This window comes from Arthrobacter sp. zg-Y895 (assembly GCF_020731025.1).
GTDB lineage: Bacteria > Actinomycetota > Actinomycetes > Actinomycetales > Micrococcaceae > Arthrobacter_B.
In genome coordinates this window covers 216,586-233,138 of sequence record NZ_JAJFZY010000004.1, presented here as the reverse complement: position 1 = coordinate 233,138, position 16,553 = coordinate 216,586, and the positions used below count along the sequence as shown (strand labels likewise).

Genomic DNA, 16,553 nt, shown 5'->3' with positions numbered 1-16,553 from the left:
TCCGGGCTTCCTACCAGCGGCCGAGCAGCGAATTCAGCACGGCCAGCGCCGCCGGACCTGCAGTGGAGGAACGCAGCACATGCGGTCCGAGCCGGACGGCGACCGCTCCGACACCGCGCAGCGCTTCCAGCTCGGCGGGGCTGATGCCGCCTTCCGGACCCACGACTACCGCAATGGAGGCGGGAGCCTCGTCCGGACCGCGCTTGCCAAGGTCACGAACAGCATTCGCCAGCGGTACATCGGCCTCCTCATGAAGGACAAGGACGAGGTCAAGTTCCGCCAGCCTGGCCGGCAGGGCACGGCTGTCCAGCGCAGGCTCCACCGCAGGGATGCGGGAACGGCGGGACTGCTTGGCCGCGGCAAAGGTCAGGGCCTGCCATTTGGCCTGTCCCTTAACCGCCTTCTCGGCGCGCCACCGGACAATGCTGCGGTCGGATTGCCACGGGATCACCGTGTCCACACCCAGCTCGGTCGCGGCTTCCACCGCCTGCTCGTCCCGGTCCCCCTTGGCCAGTGCCTGGACCAGGAGGAACCGTTCGGGCTCAACCGGTTCGTCGATGACGTTGGCTACCCGCAGCTCCAAAAGGGATGCACCGGTTTCCGTCACCGTGCCGGTGAGCCGGCGCCCGGCGCCGTCGACCACGTCCACGCTTTCACCGGCTCCGAGGCGCTTCACCGACACCGCGTGCCGCGCCTCCGGACCCTCGAGACGGAAGATGTCTCCGGGCCCGGCCGCCGCTACCTGCGCCGGGTCACCGAAGAAAATCGGGTTGGTCATCTCAGAGGTTGCCCAGACGGTCCCGCAGCTTGGCGAAAACGCCGTTGCCTGAGCTGTTGAGCTTTCCCTCGCTGTATTCCTCACCGCGCAGCTTGGCGAGGCGGCGGAGCAGTTCCTCCTGCTCGGAGTCCAGTTTCTGCGGGGTCTCCACGTGCAGGTGCACGCGGAGATCGCCGCGGCCGTGGCCGCGCAGGTGCGTGACGCCCAGGTCGTTGAGGACTGACACCTCGCCGGACTGGGTGCCGGGCTTGACGGTGATTTCGCGTTCGCCGTCGAAGGTCTCCAGTGCAACGGTGGTTCCCAGCGCTGCGGCCGTCATGGGGATGGTGAGCGTTGCGTGCAGGTCATCGCCGTCGCGGAGGAACGTCGGGTCATTGTTGACCCGGATCTCCACGTAGAGATCGCCGGCGGGTCCGCCTGCCATCCCGGCTTCGCCCTGTCCGCCAAGCTGGATCCGGGTACCGGTGGCAACGCCGGCCGGAATCTTGATGGTCAGGGTACGCCGGTTGCGGACGCGGCCTTCTCCGGAGCACTCGTGGCAGGGGTCGGGGATGACGGTGCCGAAGCCGTTGCAGGTTCCGCAGGGTGCCGAGGTCATGACTTGGCCCAGGATGGAGCGGACCGCCCGCTGGACCTGACCGGTGCCGTGGCAGATGTCACAGGTGCGCGGGGAGGTGCCGGGCTGGCAGCAGGAACCGTCACAGGTGGGGCAGACGACTGCAGTGTCGACGTCGATCTTCTTGTTGGTGCCGAAGACGGCGTCCTTGAGGTCGATCCGGACGTTGATCAGGGCGTCCTGCCCGCGGCGGCTGCGTGAGGCCGGTCCGCGTCCTGAACCCGGGGCGCCGCCGCCGAAGAAGGTATCGAAGATGTCCTGGAAACCGAACCCCTGGGCGCCGAAGCCGCCGCCGCCGCCGAAGCCGTTGTCGGTTCCGTTCTCGTTGCCCGTGGTGTCGTAGATCCGCCGTTTTTCCGGATCGGAAAGAACCTCGTAGGCGTGCGATACGGCTTTGAATTCGTCCGAGGCACCCGGAGCATTGTTGACGTCCGGGTGCAGCTTGCGGGCTAGCTTCCGGTACGCCTTCTTGATTTCTTCACCGGTGGCGTCTCGTCCGACACCCAGAACCTGGTAGTGATCGCTCACTCGTGCACATCGCTTTCCTGTATTGCGTGCCTTCAAACTTTGAAGACGGAGGTTGGGTTCCCGCCGGTTCCCCGGCGGGCGGGTCCGTAAGTGCTGGGGACCGCGTTAGTTGTTCAGTATTCGGGACAGGTACCTGGCCACGGCTCGCACCGCTGCCATGGTGGTGGGATAGTCCATCCGCGTGGGACCGAGAATGCCGACCTTAGCGGTGGCGTCGGGACCGTATCCCGTAGCCACCACAGACGCTTCCGACAATCCGCCGTACGGATTCTCCCGCCCGATCCGGACGGCAACGCCGCGGGCATCCTGTTCCATCTCCGACAGCAGCCGCAGCATCACCACTTGTTCCTCGAGCGCTTCGAGCACGGGACCGATAGTCAGCGGGAAGTCTACAGTGGAGCGGGCCAGGTTGGCTGTCCCTGCCATCACCATGCGGTCCTCGCGGTTGATGCCCGCAAGCTGCTCCAGGCAGTGGCCCAGGGCGTTGCCCACGCGCCTGCGTTCGGCCGGCACAGTGGCAAGGGCATTGGCCAGCTGGCTGGTGATGCTGCTCAGCGGCGTGCCTGCCAACGCGGTCAGGAAGTGCTGGCGAAGGTCACTCAGGTCCGGTTCCGTCACCGGCTGCGGAACGGTAATGACCCGCTGCTCCACCCGCCCCGTGGTCGAGATGAGCACCACCAGCACCTGCGCCGGAGCCAGCAGGACAAATTCAATGTGCCGGACCTTGGCATTGCCCAGATGCGGGTACTGCACCACGGCCACCTGGTTGGTCAGCTGGGACAACAGCCTGACGGTACGATCCATCACATCGTCGAGGTCGTCGGCTTCCTCCAGCAGCGACTGGATGGCGCGGCGTTCGGGAGCGGAGAGCGGCTTGACGTCGGAAATCCGGTCGACGAACAGGCGGTAGCCCTTGTCGGTGGGGATGCGCCCGGCGGACGTGTGCGGGGCGGTGATCAGCCCCTCTTCCTCAAGTGCGGCCATGTCGTTGCGGATGGTCGCCGAGGAAACGCCCAGGTGATGGCGTTCCACAAGTGCCTTGGATCCCACGGGCTCGCGCGAATGGACGTAGTCCTCAACAATGGCGCGGAGGACCTCGAGTCGGCGTGGCTCACTCATGGTTTTCCCTCCCTGTTGATCGGCGGTTTGATCGGCATTTTGATCTGCGTGTTGGCCTGCGTGGTGACCTATGGGCAGAGCGCCGGACGTTTAGCACTCACAGTGTTCAAGTGCCAAGTCTAGTACGGATCGGCAGCGTTGCTAGCATTGAGGAACCCGTGGCCTGCTGCGGTTTCCGCCCGATCAGAACCGTAAGTGAGGCAACTTCCGTGTCCAGCTTTTCCTGGGGTCCGCAGGACATCACTGCGCCGGCCCGGACCGTCCTGCGCAAAGTCGGCGCCGAAACCGGCCTGGTCCTTGAGGACGTTGCCTCGGGCTGGGTTGGTGCGGTGGTACGCGTGGAGAAATCCGGCGGACTGCACCTGATGGTGCTGGAAGACCGGCGCGGGAAAAAGAAATCCTTCGAACTGGGCTTCGGCTTCCTGCTCGAGGGCGAGCCGGTGGAAGTTGTGCCCGCGGCCGCGGCGGCAGCCAAGGCAGGACCGGCCCGGACGGCGTCCGGCTCGGTGCGCGTCGCCAACCAGCGCGCCCGCACCGCCCGGGCCAGCCGTATCTGGGTGGAGGGCAAGCACGACGCCGAACTGGTGGAGAAGGTCTGGGGCGATGACCTGCGGGTGGAAGGGATCGTCGTCGAGCCCCTCCACGGCGTCGATGACCTGTACTCCGCGGTCCGGGAGTTCGCCCCGGGCCCGGGACGCAGGCTGGGCATCCTGGTGGATCATCTGGTTCCGGGTTCCAAGGAATCGCGCATCGCAGCCGAGGCGATGACCTCCCCCGGCGCGCCGGGCAACGTCTTGATTGTCGGGCATCCGTACGTGGACGTCTGGCAGGCCATCAAGCCGTCCGTGATCGGACGTACCGCCTGGCCGGTGGTTCCCCGTCACCTGGACTGGAAAACCGGAATCCTGCAGGGACTGGGCTGGCCGCACCGGGACCACACCGACGTCGCCATGGGCTGGAAGAAGCTGCTGGGGCAGGTGAACAGCTATGCGGATCTGGAACCGTCACTGCTCGGACGGGTGGAGGAAGTCATCGATTTCCTGACCGTTCCCGGGTGAGACGCGCATCGCACTGCCTCTTTCCTTTCCGTGAGGAAGTGCGCGAGCCAGTACTCTTGAGGAATACGTAGTAGCGGACCGACCCTGTGTCACCATGAGCCAAAAGGAATATACGCCGTGTCCAACACACGCCAGAACCACCGCCCCCGACCGGAAGAACACGGCGGAGCGCAGCGTCCCGTGTACCAGGGGGCTCCGGCCAACGCACTGCCGCTGACCGCGTCCGAAGACCGGCAGTGGGCAACTCTGGCGCACTTCGGCGGCATCCTCGCTTTTGTTCCGTCGCTGATCATTTACCTGGTGTTCCGCGACCGCGGTCCGTTCACTGCCCAGGAATCCAAGGAAGCGCTGAACTTCACGCTTCCGCCCAGCATTGCTGCCCTGACGGTCTGGGCCCTGTCCTTCATTCCCGAGATCGGCGGCTTCTTTGCCGTGCTCAATGCCATGATCTGGGTCTACGTGGCCGTGTCCTCGGTGATCGCGGGCATCGAGTGCAACCGCGGCCGGCCGTACCGCTACCCGCTCAACCTGCGCCGCATCAAGTAGCGCCGCAGGGCGGATCTGCCGCCGCCGTCCGGGCAGGTGTGCCGGGACGGCCGCGCGACTCAGTCCGGCAGCAGCCGTCGAACCACTGCGTCGGCCAGCAGCCGGCCCGCCGGGGTGAGGATCACCTTGCCGGTCAGCGCAGCGCGCGGATCCACAAGGCCGTCGGCCATGAGTCCCGCCACGGCCAGCCTGCCGGGCTCACGCAGCCGGTCCAGTGCCAGGCCTTCGGCGAGCCGGGTCCGCAGCATAACGTCTTCCACGTACCGGGTATCGGCATCCAGGGTCTCTCGTCCGACGGCGGGCGACTCCCCCGCGCCGATCCGCTGGGCATAGGCGGTGGGATGCTTGGCATTCCACCAGCGCACGCCGCCGGCATGTGAATGCGCTCCCGGACCAACGCCCCACCAGTCATCACTGCGCCAGTAGGCCAGGTTGTGCCGGCACTGATCCTCGGGGGTGCGGGCCCAGTTGCTGACCTCGTACCAGTTCAGCCCGGCGGCGGTCATCATTTCATCCGCCAGCACGTATTTGTCGGCGTGGTCGTCGTCGTCGATGGGCGGAACCTCGCCGCGGCGCATCCGTGCGGCGAGTTTAGTGCCTTCCTCGATGATGAGCGCGTAGGCGGAGATGTGGTCCGGCTCGTAGCTCAGCGCCTCTTCGAGCGAGTGCTTCCAGTCAGCCATGGACTCCCCGGGGGTCCCGTAGATGAGGTCCACGCTCACGTGCAGGCCGGCGTCGCGCGCCCACTGCACGGCCTGCGGAACCCTCGACGGCATATGTGTGCGGTCCAGCACTGCCAGCACGTGCGGCACGGCGGACTGCATGCCGAAGGAAACCCGGGTGAAGCCGGCGTCGGCAAGCAGCTGCAGGGACTGCGGCGTGACGGAGTCCGGGTTCGCTTCGGTGGTGACTTCGGCGCCGGGAGCCAGGCCCCACTGGTCGACGGCGGTGCTAAGGATCAGCGCGAGATCCTCCGCCGGGAGCAGCGTGGGTGTGCCGCCGCCGAAGAAGACGGTGCCCATCCGGCGCTCCGGCAGGCCCGAACGCCGGAGGGCGTCCGCGGCGAAGACCACCTCGCGGGCCGCCGTGCCGCCGTAGGCAGCCTGTGACGCACCGCCGCCCAGCTCGGTGGCCGTATACGTGTTGAAATCGCAGTAGCCGCAGCGGACGGAGCAGAACGGAATATGGACGTACAGTCCGAAGTTCCGCTCCGCTGCTCCGTCCGCGGCCTGTGCGGGGAGGAGACCGTCGGCGGGTGCCGGGTCTCCGAGGGGCAGTGCACTGGGTGTCACTTCTTGGATTTGTCCTTGGACTCGTCGGAGGAAAGCGCAGCCACGAAGGCTTCCTGGGGAACTTCCACGCGGCCCACCATCTTCATGCGCTTCTTGCCTTCCTTCTGCTTTTCCAGCAGCTTGCGCTTACGGCTGATGTCGCCGCCGTAGCACTTGGCAAGCACGTCCTTGCGGATGGCGCGGATGGATTCGCGGGCGATGATGCGGGAGCCGATGGCCGCCTGGATGGGCACCTCGAACTGCTGCCGCGGGATCAGCTCACGCAGCTTGCCGGTCATCATGACGCCGTAGGCGTAGGCCTTGTCCTTGTGCGTGATGGAGCTGAAGGCGTCAACCTGCTCGCCCTGGAGCAGGATGTCCACCTTGACCAGGTCGGCGACCTGTTCGCCGTCGGCCTTCCAGTCCAGGGAGGCGTAGCCGCGGGTTTTGGACTTGAGGATGTCAAAGAAGTCGAAAACGATCTCGGCCAGCGGCAGGCGGTACCGGATTTCCACCCGGTCCTCGGAGAGATAGTCCATGCCGCCCAGGACACCGCGGCGGGACTGGCACAGCTCCATGATGGCGCCGACAAATTCGTTCGGCGCCAGGATCGTGGCCGAGACCATCGGCTCGCGGACCTCTTTGATCTTGCCTTCGGGGTACTCGCTGGGGTTGGTCACGGTGACCACCTTTTTGTCTTCGAGCGTCACCTCGTACTCCACGTTGGGGGCGGTGGAGATCAGGTCCAGGTTGTACTCGCGCTCGAGCCGTTCACGGGTGATTTCCAAGTGCAGCAGGCCCAGGAAACCCACACGGAAGCCGAAGCCCAGGGCCGCGGATGTCTCGGGTTCGTACACCAGCGCGGCATCGTTGAGCATCAGTTTTTCCAGCGCTTCGCGCAGCACCGGGTAGTCGGCGCCGTCGATGGGGTACAGCCCCGAGAACACCATGGGTTTGGGATCTGCGTAGCCTTCGAGTGACTTCTCGGCCGGCTTCGCGAGGTTGGTGACGGTGTCGCCCACCTTGGACAGGCGTACGTCCTTCACACCGGTGATGAGGTAGCCCACCTCACCGACGCCCAGGCCCTTGGACGGGGTGGGCTCGGGAGAGCTGACGCCGATTTCGAGGAGTTCATGGCTGGCCCGGGTGGACATCATCTGGATGCGTTCACGCGGGGACAGCGAACCGTCGATCACGCGGACATAGGTGACGACGCCGCGGTAAGTGTCATACACGGAGTCGAAGATCATGGCTCGGGCGGGAGCATTGGGGTCGCCCACCGGTGCCGGAATCTCGCGGACAATCTGGTCCAGCAGGGCTTCAACGCCAACACCGGTCTTGCCGGAAACCCTCAGTACGTCCTCCGGATCGCCGCCGATCAGCTTCGCCAGTTCCTCGGCGTACTTCTCCGGCTGTGCCGCCGGCAGGTCGATCTTGTTCAGGACCGGAATGATGGTGAGATCGTTTTCCATCGCCAGGTAAAGGTTCGCCAGCGTCTGCGCCTCGATGCCCTGGGCGGCGTCCACCAGCAGCACTGCTCCTTCGCAGGCAGCCAGGGAACGGGAAACTTCGTAGGTGAAGTCCACGTGGCCCGGTGTGTCGATCATGTTCAGGGCGTAGGACTGCCCGTCCAGCTCCCACGGCATGCGCACGGCCTGGGACTTGATGGTGATGCCGCGCTCACGCTCGATATCCATCCGGTCCAGGTACTGGGCCTTCATGTTCCGGTGCTCAACCACTCCGGTGGACTGGAGCATGCGGTCGGCCAGGGTGGACTTGCCGTGGTCGATGTGGGCGATGATGCAGAAGTTTCTGATGATCGCCGGATCCGTCGCGGCAGGCACCGGCGAGAAGCGGGCCATGGGTGACACTGTGGCGGTTCCTTTACTGTTCCGGGACAAGCCGGACGCGGCGCGGTGCGCGGGTGTCCTTGGTCCTGGCGGTCTGGTGGGTGTTCTATCGAGTTAACAGTCTCCCACGTTTGCCTGCCGCAGCAGGAACCGGACGCACCTGAGGTTTCGTGGCCGGGAGCATAACGTAGTGCCATGCCCTTTAATGCCCGCGCCTTTGCCTCCTTTGCCCGCTCGGCCCTGCGCCTGCTGCGCTCTGCTTCCTCCTCCGCCGGCCCCGCCGAAAGCAGCCGCGAAACCCGCCGCCCGGCCCGCCCTCGCACGCCGGAGACCCGCCGGGCGCCGGAAACCCGCCGGACGCCGTCGCCCTCCCCCGGGACCAAGGCAGCACCCCCGCGCACCCCGGCGAACCGGCAGTCGCCGCCGTCGTCGCCGTCGTCCGCGCGGACTGCGCCGGCGGCCGCCGGGACGGGTTACCTCGGTGACTACTCCGGTCCCGTCACTCCGGTCTACGCCCCGCAGCCCGACGGCGATCCCGATCCCGGCGAAGTGGTGTGGGCCTGGGTCCCGTACGAAGACGACCCCAGCCAGGGCAAGGACCGTCCGGTCCTGCTGATCGGGCGGAGCGGCGGCTTGCTGCTGGGCCTGATGATGACCAGCCGGGACCGGAACAACAGCAGCGGTTCGGACCCGAGGTACCTCGACGTCGGCACCGGCCCGTGGGACAGCAAGGGGCGTCCCAGTGAGGTCAAGCTGGACCGCGTGCTCCAGCTCGAACCGGGCAGTGTGCGCCGGCAAGGTGCAATCATGGATAGGAACGTGTTCCAGACAGTTGCCCGTCGGCTGGCCGTGATGCGCCCGGCACGCTGAACCGGCACTTTAGTTACCGGAGCCCAAACTCTGCTAACATTTATTGCTGTGTGTCCGCGCAGGTCGACGGGCACTTTGGTTCAGACGCCATTACGGTATCCCCACGCCGCTCAGTCAATGTCTGGGCTGAAATACCCTCACCGACCAAGTCCGCAATACAAAGAGAGTTTATAAGTGGCCAATATTAAGTCCCAGAAGAAGCGCATCCTCACCAACGAGAAGGCGCGTCAGCGTAACAACTCGGTGAAGTCCGAGCTGAAGACCGTCATCAGCAAGGTTGATGCCGCAGTCAAGGCCAGCGACAAGGACGCAGCAGCCGAAGCGCTGAAGACCGCCAGCCGCAAGCTGGACAAGGCCGTCAGCAAGGGCGTAATCCACAAGAACAACGCTGCCAACCGCAAGTCGGCCATCTCCAAGAAGGTCAGCGCGCTCTAACCAGCAGCCAGCATTACAGACTTACTCAGCGTGGCCGGTCCCTCGGGACCGGCCACGCTTTGGTTTAAGTCGGCGCTTCCGGACTGTTTCGGGCGTTTCCAGCGTTTCCGGGTGCTTCCGGGCGTTTCGGGCGTTTCGGGCTGTTCCGGACAGCGGTGCGGTGCATGCCGGCGGGGCGGGTGAATGCGGGACACTGGGCGCAGCCCGCTGGTGTGTCGGCGGGCATAGCGGGACCAGCACGTGCCCGCAGGGCATAGCGGGACCAGCGCGTGCCGGCTGGCTAACTGCTGCTAGCGCCCGGAGGCCGCCAGGGCTATGACGGTGACGGCCCGTTCCACGGCGTACACGGGATCCCGTCCGGCGCCCTTGACCTGTGCATCCGCTTCGGCGAGGGCCTGGACGGCTTCGATCAGGGACTCCGAGGTAAACCGCTGGGCATCCCGCCGAGCCTGGTCCACTTGCCAGGGCGCCATGGACAGTTCCTTGGCCATCGAGGCAGAGGAGCCACGCAGGTTGGCTACCCGCGCCACTGCACGGACCTTCATGGCCAGGGCGCCCACGAGCGGCACCGGATCCACGCCGGTGTCCAGCGCATGCCGGAGCATGGACAGCGCCTGCGCAGCGCGGCCGGCCAGAGCGGCGTCGGCGACTTTAAAGGCCGTGGCCTCGACCCGCCCGCCGTAATAGCGCTCTACGAGTTCCTCGGTGACCTCGCCGGTGGAATCGCTGATCAGCTGCTGGCAGGAGGCTGCAAGCTCGGAGAGGCTGGACCCGACGGCGTTTACCAGCGCCCTGGCCGCGCCCGGGTCAATCCTGCGACGGGCAGTGCGGAACTCCGAAGTGACGAAGTCCAGCTTCTCTGCATCCTTCTTGAAGGGCTGGCACTCCACGACCGGGGCTCCGGCCGCCTTGACCGCATCCAGCAGCTTCTTGCCCCGGTTGCCGCCCGCGTGGTGCAGCACCAGAACGGCATCCGGAGACGGATCCTTCAAGTAGGCCAGCGTTTCGGTGAGGAAATCCTCGTTCATCGACGCTAGATTCACGGCCTCGATAAGTTTGGCCTCGCCGAACAGTGAGGGGCTCGACTGCAGTGTGAGTTCCCCAGAGGCATAGGAGGAGGCATCGAAGTGCACCAACTCCGTGTCGGGCTGCTTCTCCCGGAGCAGCCCGCGCAGCCGGTCCCGGGCCCGGGAGGCCAGATAGTCCTCGGGGCCTGCCAGCAGGACCACCGGGGCGGGTTCGACCTCACGCCAGGAGACCGTCGCTGAGGACTTACCTGCCGAAGACTTACTGCCGGAGCTGCGTTTGGAAGGGACTGCCGGATTCACAGCTGGTGCTCCTGGGATTGTGTGGCGGCCTTTCCGGCCTGCCGGGGCGAAGGATCGAAAGGTATCCGCACCGCGGATAGCCTCCCTCCAAGATTGCCACGGTCCCGGTCGGCGGCCAATTTTCCGTCCCCCTGCCGCCGTGTCTGCCGATCCTCAGCAGGACCTACGGGCCTACGGGACCTACCGGACCTACGGCGGCAGGCTCTGGACCTCAAGACCGTTGCCTTCGCGGACCACCACTACCGTGCCGTGCTGGTCGGTCCGTGCCACCCAGGTGCCGGCAGCCCGGAGCTGTGCCAGGATTTCCGGTGCCGGGTGCCCGTACTCATTATCGGCACCAACGGAAATCAGTGCCAGGGACGGTCGGACTGCGCGGAACCAGCCATCACCGCCGTTGCGTGCCCCGTGGTGGGCTACCTTCAGCACGTCGACGCCGGCACGAAGATCGGCCTGCGTTGCGAGAATCTCTGCAGCCGCCTCCTCCTCGGCATCACCGGTGAACAGTATCCGCAGCGGCCGCTCCCCCTGGCCCGGACCCCCAACAGTCACCAGCAGGACGGCACTGGCATTGTTCTCCTCCCCGTCTCCGGCCGCAGGTACCGCACTGTCGGGAGCAGGCGGCCAGAGGACCTCCCACTGTACGAGGCCGGCCGTTCCAGCCATCCCCCGGGTCAGGCGTGTCCGGGGTGCTGCCGTTCCGGCCAACTCCCCGGACAGTTCCTCCGGCAGTTCAGGATCCGCCGATGAGTAGCCCACCTGCAGCACGGACCGTCCGGAAAGCACTCCGGCAGCACCGCCGTAATGGTCCAGATGCGCATGAGTGAGTACCAGGAACTCAACGGTCCGCACCCCCAGCCGATCAAGGCAGGCATCCATGGGGTCGGGTTCTCCGCCGGCATCGATCACCACCGCACTGTCCGGCCCCGCACGGATCGCAAACCCGTCCCCCTGCCCGACGTCGCAGGCGGCAACAACCCACTCATCCTCCTGGCCCCGTTCTCATTGCAGGGCACGGACAGCAAGGACCGCACCGCCCGGCAGGACCAGCGAAGCGGCGGCTCCTGCCGCTACCAAGCGCCGGCGGGGGCTGCGCCACCCTGCGAAGCCTGCCTCCGCGTTTGTTGCCGAAGCACGGCGCCGGGACCCGGCGCGTCTGTCCCCCTGGTCCGCTTCGTCCTTCCCGTCCTTCCCGTTCGCCCGTTCCGCCCGTTCCGCCCGGGCCGGGAATACCCCGCCGCCCGCGCGCCGCGAGAGGTACAGGATGCCAACAACGGCTGCGCCCGCGCACACGCCCATGAGCACCACACCAAGGCTGCCCTCCGGCCACGCCGCCAACGCACCGGGAGCGGACTGAAAGAACCGGGCAGTTTTTGCCACCCACCAGGCTCCCGCGGCCGCAAGCAGAAGCGGCGGTGCCGCCAACGCCGGAGCAACACCCACCAGTGCGACGGCAAGCATCCCCGCAATCGTCACGGCAGGAACAACGGGCGCGGCCGCCAGATTCGCAGGGACCGAGTACACCGGCAGCTGAGGTTGCAGGAGCACCAGGACCGGGGAGCAAAACAGCTGTGCTGCGACGGGTATGGCCAGGGCCGCTGCCAACCAGCGGGGCAGGCGCCTCGACAGCACCCGCACCAGATGCGGTCCCAGGACAATAAGACCCAGCGTCGCGCAGACTGACAGGATGAACGCGTAGCTTCCGCACAACCAGGGATCGATGCACAGCAGTACGGAGATCGACAGGAAGAGCAGTGCTGCCGAAAGCCGTCCCCGTCCGGAGAGCACAGCGAGGGTGCCCAGCCCGCCCATTACCGCTGCGCGCAGCACGCTGGGGTCCGGCCGTACCAGGAGCACGAACGCGGTGAGCCCGGTCAAGGCCAGCAGCACCGCCGGCGCCCGCGGCATCCGCAGCGCCCGGGCACTCAGGAAGATGAATGCCAGCAAATAGCTGCAGTTGGCGCCCGAGACAGCTGTCAGATGGGTCAGGCCGGTATTCTTCATCGCCTGCTCCAGGCCCGGATCGAGGCCGCCCCGGTCACCGAGCACCATGCCCGGAAGCAGTCCCTCGACGTCCGCACCGCGGTCTTCGGCCGCCCGGACAAACGCTCCGCGGAGTCCGGCCGTCACGGTGTACCAGCCGCCGGCAGGCGTAACCTCGGGTGGAACGGCAGCCCGCAGCAGGGCAAGGTTCCGGTCCCCTGCCGGAAGAGGCTGAAGGGATCCGGCACTGCTGAACCGGTCCCCCAACCTGATGGAGGCATAATCCACGCCGCCAACAACCAGGAGCGTTGCCGAGGTACCGAACCGATGGCCGTCCGCAGTGCCCGATTCCGCCACGGCGTCAATGAGATAACGCGGCTTTCCCGTAAACCGGTCCGCCGCCGCAGGCCGCGCGTCCGATGCGGCCCGCAGTTCCGCCGTGATGGCGGCTTTTTCGGCAATAAGGCCGGAGATAGGGCCGCCGGTGCGTGCCGCCAAGCTGGCCGTTGCGCCAGCACAGACCAGTGCTGCCGCCGCGGCAGGGACAGCGGCACCTCGCAGGAACGCAGCGGCACCGGCATGCACGAGGCTGCTTCTGCGGCCGCGGGGGGTCCTCCGGGATGTTGCCGGACGGGTGCTTCCTCCCCGTGGATCCCGCGCCTGCCCCCGTGATGCTGCCACGACCAGGAGGACCGCCAGGACAGCGGCCAGGCCTGCCAAAGCCCATCCCGCCGACGGCGGTAACCGGACCGCGGCAAAGGCTGCGGCCCATACCGTTGCTGCCGCAGGCAGGAGCCGCAGTTCACGGAGCGGAGGCGGCGCGTCAGCGGATGCGGTCTCCCGGTTGTCCCAGGCTTCCCGTGCCCTGCCGATTCCGACCCGGCGCCCCTTCCACCGGCCGCCGACGGCCGCGCCACGGTCCGTGTTTGCCTCCCCGTTAACTGCTTCCGGACGGCCGGTTTCCTGCGGAACCGAGGGCTGCGCTTCCGGATCCAATGCCGACGCGACGTACCGTGACCACCTGCTCTTTTCCCGGCTGGACATTCGTCAACTGCTAGACGGTAACCAGCGGGAGCAACGCAGCCATCATCGCTTCCCCGATCCCGGGAACCGCGTCAAGATCTTCGGGCCGGTTGAACCTCCCGTGCTCGGTACGCCACGCGATGATCCGCTCGGCCAGCACCGGACCGACCCTCGGCAGAGTTTGAAGCCGGGCCAAGTCTGCAGTGTTCAGGTTGATACTGCCCGAAGCGCCGTCGGACTGAGCTCCTAAACCAGCCGCGTTGGATGCACCGCCCTCCGCCGCATTTCCTCCCGTGCCGGCAGGGCGCGGCGGGTTCTCCCCGATCCTCGGAACAAGCACCATCGCGCCGTCCTCCGCCAACGCCGCGAGATTCACGCCCGAGAGGTCCGCGTCGGCTGCCGTTCCACCGGCGGCTTCAACGGCGTCAACGATCCGGCTGCCCGGCGGCAACCGGACGACGCCGGGGCGCTGCACGGCCCCAGCCACGTGAACCACCGTGGTTGCCGGGCCCCCGTCAGGCTCCCCCGGACCTGCCGGCAAAGCCGAAGGCAACGGGGTAGCGGACGCAGGAGACAAAGCATCCCGCCGGCTGCCGCTGCTTTCAGCGGACGGATCGAAGGCAGATGACGGGTCCGCGGCAGGCGGGGACAGTTCGATGCTGGCCACCGGAACCGGATCTCGGTCCCGGAACAGTACGATCGCTGCTGCGCAGCCCAGCAGCAGACACACCGCCAGCACCGCTGCCGGCAGGGAGAACGCCCAACGGCGCCTCAGTCCGGGGCGGGAATCGCCCGACGGCTCCGCCCCCTGCGGATCAGGGACATGGACGTCCGAGGTGTCCCAACGATGCTGTGCCATTGGACAAAACTAGCTATCGCCACCCGCCGGGGTTCCACGGTGTTGAGGCCGGTGGACGGACCGGAGCGAGCCGCCGCTCAGAAACGGCACTGTTGAGGACGAGACAAACGGCCGCGCATTTCCCGAAGCTACTCCTGACCCGTTGGGGTCCCTCACCGTCCCCAGCCGACCTCACGGTCCAAGACCTCTATTCCTGCCGGGAAGCCGTCAGCGAACCGAGGTGGATCCTGGACGGCAGGACGCTGGTCGTACCCGGGCGCCCCGGCATCCTTGAGTCCATTGCCGAGGCCCCCCCCGGTGCCGTCTGGGGTCCACAGGCGGGCTGTACGAGGGTTGCCATCCCCGAAAGGAAATGCTGCGCCAGGGTCCGGTCCGGATGGAACAGAAACTATCGGCCCCTGCATTAATCCGGTCCCGGATTTACTTGAAGATGTTCTTGGATCCTGCATCCATAACAACCTGGCCATTCTGCCAAGCCGGACGGAATTCACTCAGCGACTTTGAGTAACTCTCCAGCGACTCCACGACAACCCCTTCGGGAGTATTGCGAATAACTCCGATGGCAACAGTGAAGACGCTCATACGCTTGGAAGCATTTGCCGAATCGATAGTTACGCTGGTTCCGGAGCCGTTGTCGATTCCCAGCGACACCCCGTACTTACGGAAAGAGCCCATACCATTGGACTGAGCTGAGTAAGCAATGGGAACGACCGCTTCAATTTCGTCGGTCAGCTTGATTTCAATGGTTTCCTGCGCCTTGCCGTTCTGCCCGCGTCCCACGTCGCCAAGATGGCGGACTGCACCGCCGAGCAGTTCCGGTGTGGCAACCGGCTGGGCGTCAGAGCCGAAAGTGGAACAAACCAACTCTGTTCCATCCTTGAGAATGACCAGGGCGTATAGGTCATAGTCGGTGTTGGACGACCATTCGCAGCGGGCGGTGACTACCGGTGTTTTCTCAATGGTGACCCGGTTCCCCTTTTCAAGGGAAATGGCACCGGCTTTTTTTCCAAGGTCTACAGCCGGAGCGGCCGGAGCAGTTTCATTGTTCTTGCCGAATCCAAACGGTGCCATGGCAGTAATCGCTTTCAATCGGGGCAAATTTTCCGCTTACTATAACACCCGATTTTCACGCATTCACCACGATTTGTGCAGGCTAATTCTTGGCGCCGCCGCCGGAAGTCTTACTGCCCTTGGCTTTGGTCCCGGCGGACTTGGTCCGGGATGCCGAACCTTTGGCCACCGGTTTCCCGGCTGCGTTGCCGGTACCAGTGCGGCCGCCTTCATCTTCAGCGGCGCTCCCGTCCACCGGCGCATCACTACCAGCCGGGCCCGCGCCCTGCACGCTCTGCCGGGCAGGATCCGGTGCATCTCCGGCAACCGCTACGGCCAGCACCCCCAGCCCGGCATGCGCGGCCAGGACGGCGGGCAGCGGGCAGATGAGGATTTCCACCTCGGGCACGGCGGCGCCGATGATCCCGGCCAGCCGTTCGGCTTCCGAGGCGTTGCCGAAGTGGTGCACTGCCGCGCGGACCTTCCCGTCGCGTCCGGCAATGTCCTGCTGCACCAGTTCGGCCAGTCGTGCCAGCGCTTTGGGTGCGGTCCGAACACGTTCCAGCGGAACAACCATGCCGTCGCGGACCACCAGGATCGGCTTCACGGCGAGCAAAGTTCCCAGCCAGCCGGCCGCTGCGCCGATCCGTCCGCCCCGGCGCAGCTGGTCCAGGCTGGGGACGTAAAAGAGGATGGTTGCTTCGGCCGCTACCGAGCGGGCGCATGCCGCGACCTCCGCCGCGGAGGAACCGGACCGGGCACTCTCCGTCGCGGCCGCCACGGCAAAACCGAGGCCCATGGCCGCCGTCGCACTGTCGATGACCTCCACCGGAATTTCAGCCGAACGGGCGGCCAGCCGCGCCGAATCCACCGTCCCGGAAAGCTGCCCGGAGAGATGGACGGAAATTATGGACGTGCACCCGGCGGCAGTCAGCTCGCGGTAAGCCGCTTCGAACTGCCCCGGCGCCGGCCGGGAGGTCCGCACTTCGTGGCCCTGTGCCATGGCCAGGGCAAGGGCCGGAATCAGGTCCGCGGATCCTTCGCCGAAGATCTGGTCCCCGATCATCACGGGCATGGGAACCACCCGGACGAAATCAGCGGCGTTGGCCGCTTCCGCCCAGCCAGCCGGCAGTGCCGACGCCGAATCGGTCACCACTCCCACGGACGGCCCGGGGACGGCCGCGGTTTCCCGCTGCCGTCCCCTGGCCCGCGCTGCGAGCCGTTCGAGCCAGTCCATGGTTG

Annotated in this window: 14 protein-coding genes and 1 pseudogene; 4 read left to right on the top strand and 11 right to left on the bottom strand. The window is 66.4% G+C overall.

The features are described 5' to 3' along the window. Positions 1 to 10 precede the first annotated feature (10 nt). The 3 genes from LJ760_RS07820 to hrcA form a co-directional block, all read right to left on the bottom strand. The gene (locus LJ760_RS07820) at positions 11 to 778 is read right to left on the bottom strand and encodes a 16S rRNA (uracil(1498)-N(3))-methyltransferase (RefSeq protein ID WP_227921452.1); all 768 of its coding nucleotides are present in this window, start codon (positions 776 to 778) and stop codon (positions 11 to 13) included. Position 779: 1 nt separating this feature from the next. Next, positions 780 to 1,922 (bottom strand): molecular chaperone DnaJ, encoded by a 1,143-nt coding sequence (gene dnaJ, locus LJ760_RS07815; RefSeq protein WP_227921449.1) that lies wholly within the window; start codon positions 1,920 to 1,922, stop codon positions 780 to 782. A 105-nt stretch (positions 1,923 to 2,027) separates the two neighbouring features. Next, positions 2,028 to 3,041 carry a heat-inducible transcriptional repressor HrcA gene (hrcA, locus tag LJ760_RS07810; RefSeq protein WP_227921446.1) on the bottom strand — a complete coding sequence of 338 codons (1,014 nt, stop codon included), beginning with the start codon at positions 3,039 to 3,041 and terminating at the stop codon, positions 2,028 to 2,030. 209 nt (positions 3,042 to 3,250) lie between these two features. Here hrcA and LJ760_RS07805 point away from each other — a divergent pair, with 209 nt between their 5' ends. After that, a complete protein-coding gene (locus LJ760_RS07805; RefSeq protein WP_227921444.1) occupies positions 3,251 to 4,099 on the top strand; it encodes a DUF3097 family protein in 849 nt (282 codons plus the stop codon). A gap of 117 nt (positions 4,100 to 4,216) precedes the next feature. Beyond that, a complete protein-coding gene (locus tag LJ760_RS07800; protein ID WP_255766287.1) occupies positions 4,217 to 4,645 on the top strand; it encodes a DUF4870 domain-containing protein in 429 nt (142 codons plus the stop codon). A gap of 59 nt (positions 4,646 to 4,704) precedes the next feature. Here the strand turns inward: LJ760_RS07800 and hemW are convergent, their stop codons facing one another. Together hemW and lepA are read right to left on the bottom strand one after the other, a co-directional pair. After that, positions 4,705 to 5,937 (bottom strand): radical SAM family heme chaperone HemW, encoded by a 1,233-nt coding sequence (hemW, locus tag LJ760_RS07795; protein WP_227921443.1) that lies wholly within the window; start codon positions 5,935 to 5,937, stop codon positions 4,705 to 4,707. Further along, the gene (gene lepA, locus LJ760_RS07790; protein WP_227921442.1) at positions 5,934 to 7,787 is read right to left on the bottom strand and encodes a translation elongation factor 4; all 1,854 of its coding nucleotides are present in this window, start codon (positions 7,785 to 7,787) and stop codon (positions 5,934 to 5,936) included. Before lepA ends, hemW begins: the two co-directional genes overlap by 4 nt. 174 nt (positions 7,788 to 7,961) lie before the next feature. On the opposite strand from lepA, the gene LJ760_RS07785 reads away from it, so the two are divergent. Together LJ760_RS07785 and rpsT are read left to right on the top strand one after the other, a co-directional pair. Beyond that, a complete protein-coding gene (locus LJ760_RS07785; RefSeq protein ID WP_227921441.1) occupies positions 7,962 to 8,636 on the top strand; it encodes a type II toxin-antitoxin system PemK/MazF family toxin in 675 nt (224 codons plus the stop codon). 174 nt (positions 8,637 to 8,810) lie between these two features. Further along, positions 8,811 to 9,071, top strand: coding sequence for a 30S ribosomal protein S20 (gene rpsT / locus LJ760_RS07780; protein WP_146361896.1), 261 nt, complete (start codon positions 8,811 to 8,813; stop codon positions 9,069 to 9,071). A gap of 290 nt (positions 9,072 to 9,361) precedes the next feature. Here the strand turns inward: rpsT and holA are convergent, their stop codons facing one another. The 6 genes and pseudogenes from holA to LJ760_RS07750 all read right to left on the bottom strand — a co-directional run bounded on the left by holA (position 9,362) and on the right by LJ760_RS07750 (position 16,548). Then, positions 9,362 to 10,399 carry a DNA polymerase III subunit delta gene (holA, locus tag LJ760_RS07775; protein ID WP_227921439.1) on the bottom strand — a complete coding sequence of 346 codons (1,038 nt, stop codon included), beginning with the start codon at positions 10,397 to 10,399 and terminating at the stop codon, positions 9,362 to 9,364. Positions 10,400 to 10,588: 189 nt separating this feature from the next. Beyond that, positions 10,589 to 11,344, bottom strand: a pseudogene (locus LJ760_RS07770) (ComEC/Rec2 family competence protein); the annotation flags it as partial. Positions 11,345 to 11,398: 54 nt separating this feature from the next. After that, on the bottom strand, positions 11,399 to 13,423 hold the full coding sequence (locus LJ760_RS07765; protein ID WP_227921437.1) for a ComEC/Rec2 family competence protein: 2,025 nt from the start codon (positions 13,421 to 13,423) through the stop codon (positions 11,399 to 11,401). A gap of 10 nt (positions 13,424 to 13,433) precedes the next feature. Continuing rightward, a complete protein-coding gene (locus tag LJ760_RS07760) occupies positions 13,434 to 14,261 on the bottom strand; it encodes a helix-hairpin-helix domain-containing protein (protein WP_227921434.1) in 828 nt (275 codons plus the stop codon). 420 nt (positions 14,262 to 14,681) lie between these two features. After that, entirely contained in the window at positions 14,682 to 15,350 is a 669-nt protein-coding gene (locus LJ760_RS07755; protein WP_227921431.1) for a hypothetical protein, read from the bottom strand. A gap of 64 nt (positions 15,351 to 15,414) precedes the next feature. After that, on the bottom strand, positions 15,415 to 16,548 hold the full coding sequence (locus LJ760_RS07750; RefSeq protein ID WP_227921429.1) for a DegV family protein: 1,134 nt from the start codon (positions 16,546 to 16,548) through the stop codon (positions 15,415 to 15,417). Between the last annotated feature and the right edge of the window lie 5 nt (positions 16,549 to 16,553).

What these genes read in the sequence shown, in the direction of transcription:
- LJ760_RS07820 (WP_227921452.1), bottom strand. Translation starts at nt 778, where the DNA reads ATGACCAACCCGATTTTCTTCGGTGACCCGGCGCAGGTAGCGGCGGCC.
- LJ760_RS07785 (WP_227921441.1), top strand. Translation starts at nt 7,962, where the DNA reads ATGCCCTTTAATGCCCGCGCCTTTGCCTCCTTTGCCCGCTCGGCCCTG.
- LJ760_RS07760 (WP_227921434.1), bottom strand. Translation starts at nt 14,261, where the DNA reads ATGGCACAGCATCGTTGGGACACCTCGGACGTCCATGTCCCTGATCCG.
- hrcA (WP_227921446.1), bottom strand. Translation starts at nt 3,041, where the DNA reads ATGAGTGAGCCACGCCGACTCGAGGTCCTCCGCGCCATTGTTGAGGAC.
- LJ760_RS07765 (WP_227921437.1), bottom strand. Translation starts at nt 13,423, where the DNA reads ATGTCCAGCCGGGAAAAGAGCAGGTGGTCACGGTACGTCGCGTCGGCA.
- LJ760_RS07750 (WP_227921429.1), bottom strand. Translation starts at nt 16,548, where the DNA reads ATGGACTGGCTCGAACGGCTCGCAGCGCGGGCCAGGGGACGGCAGCGG.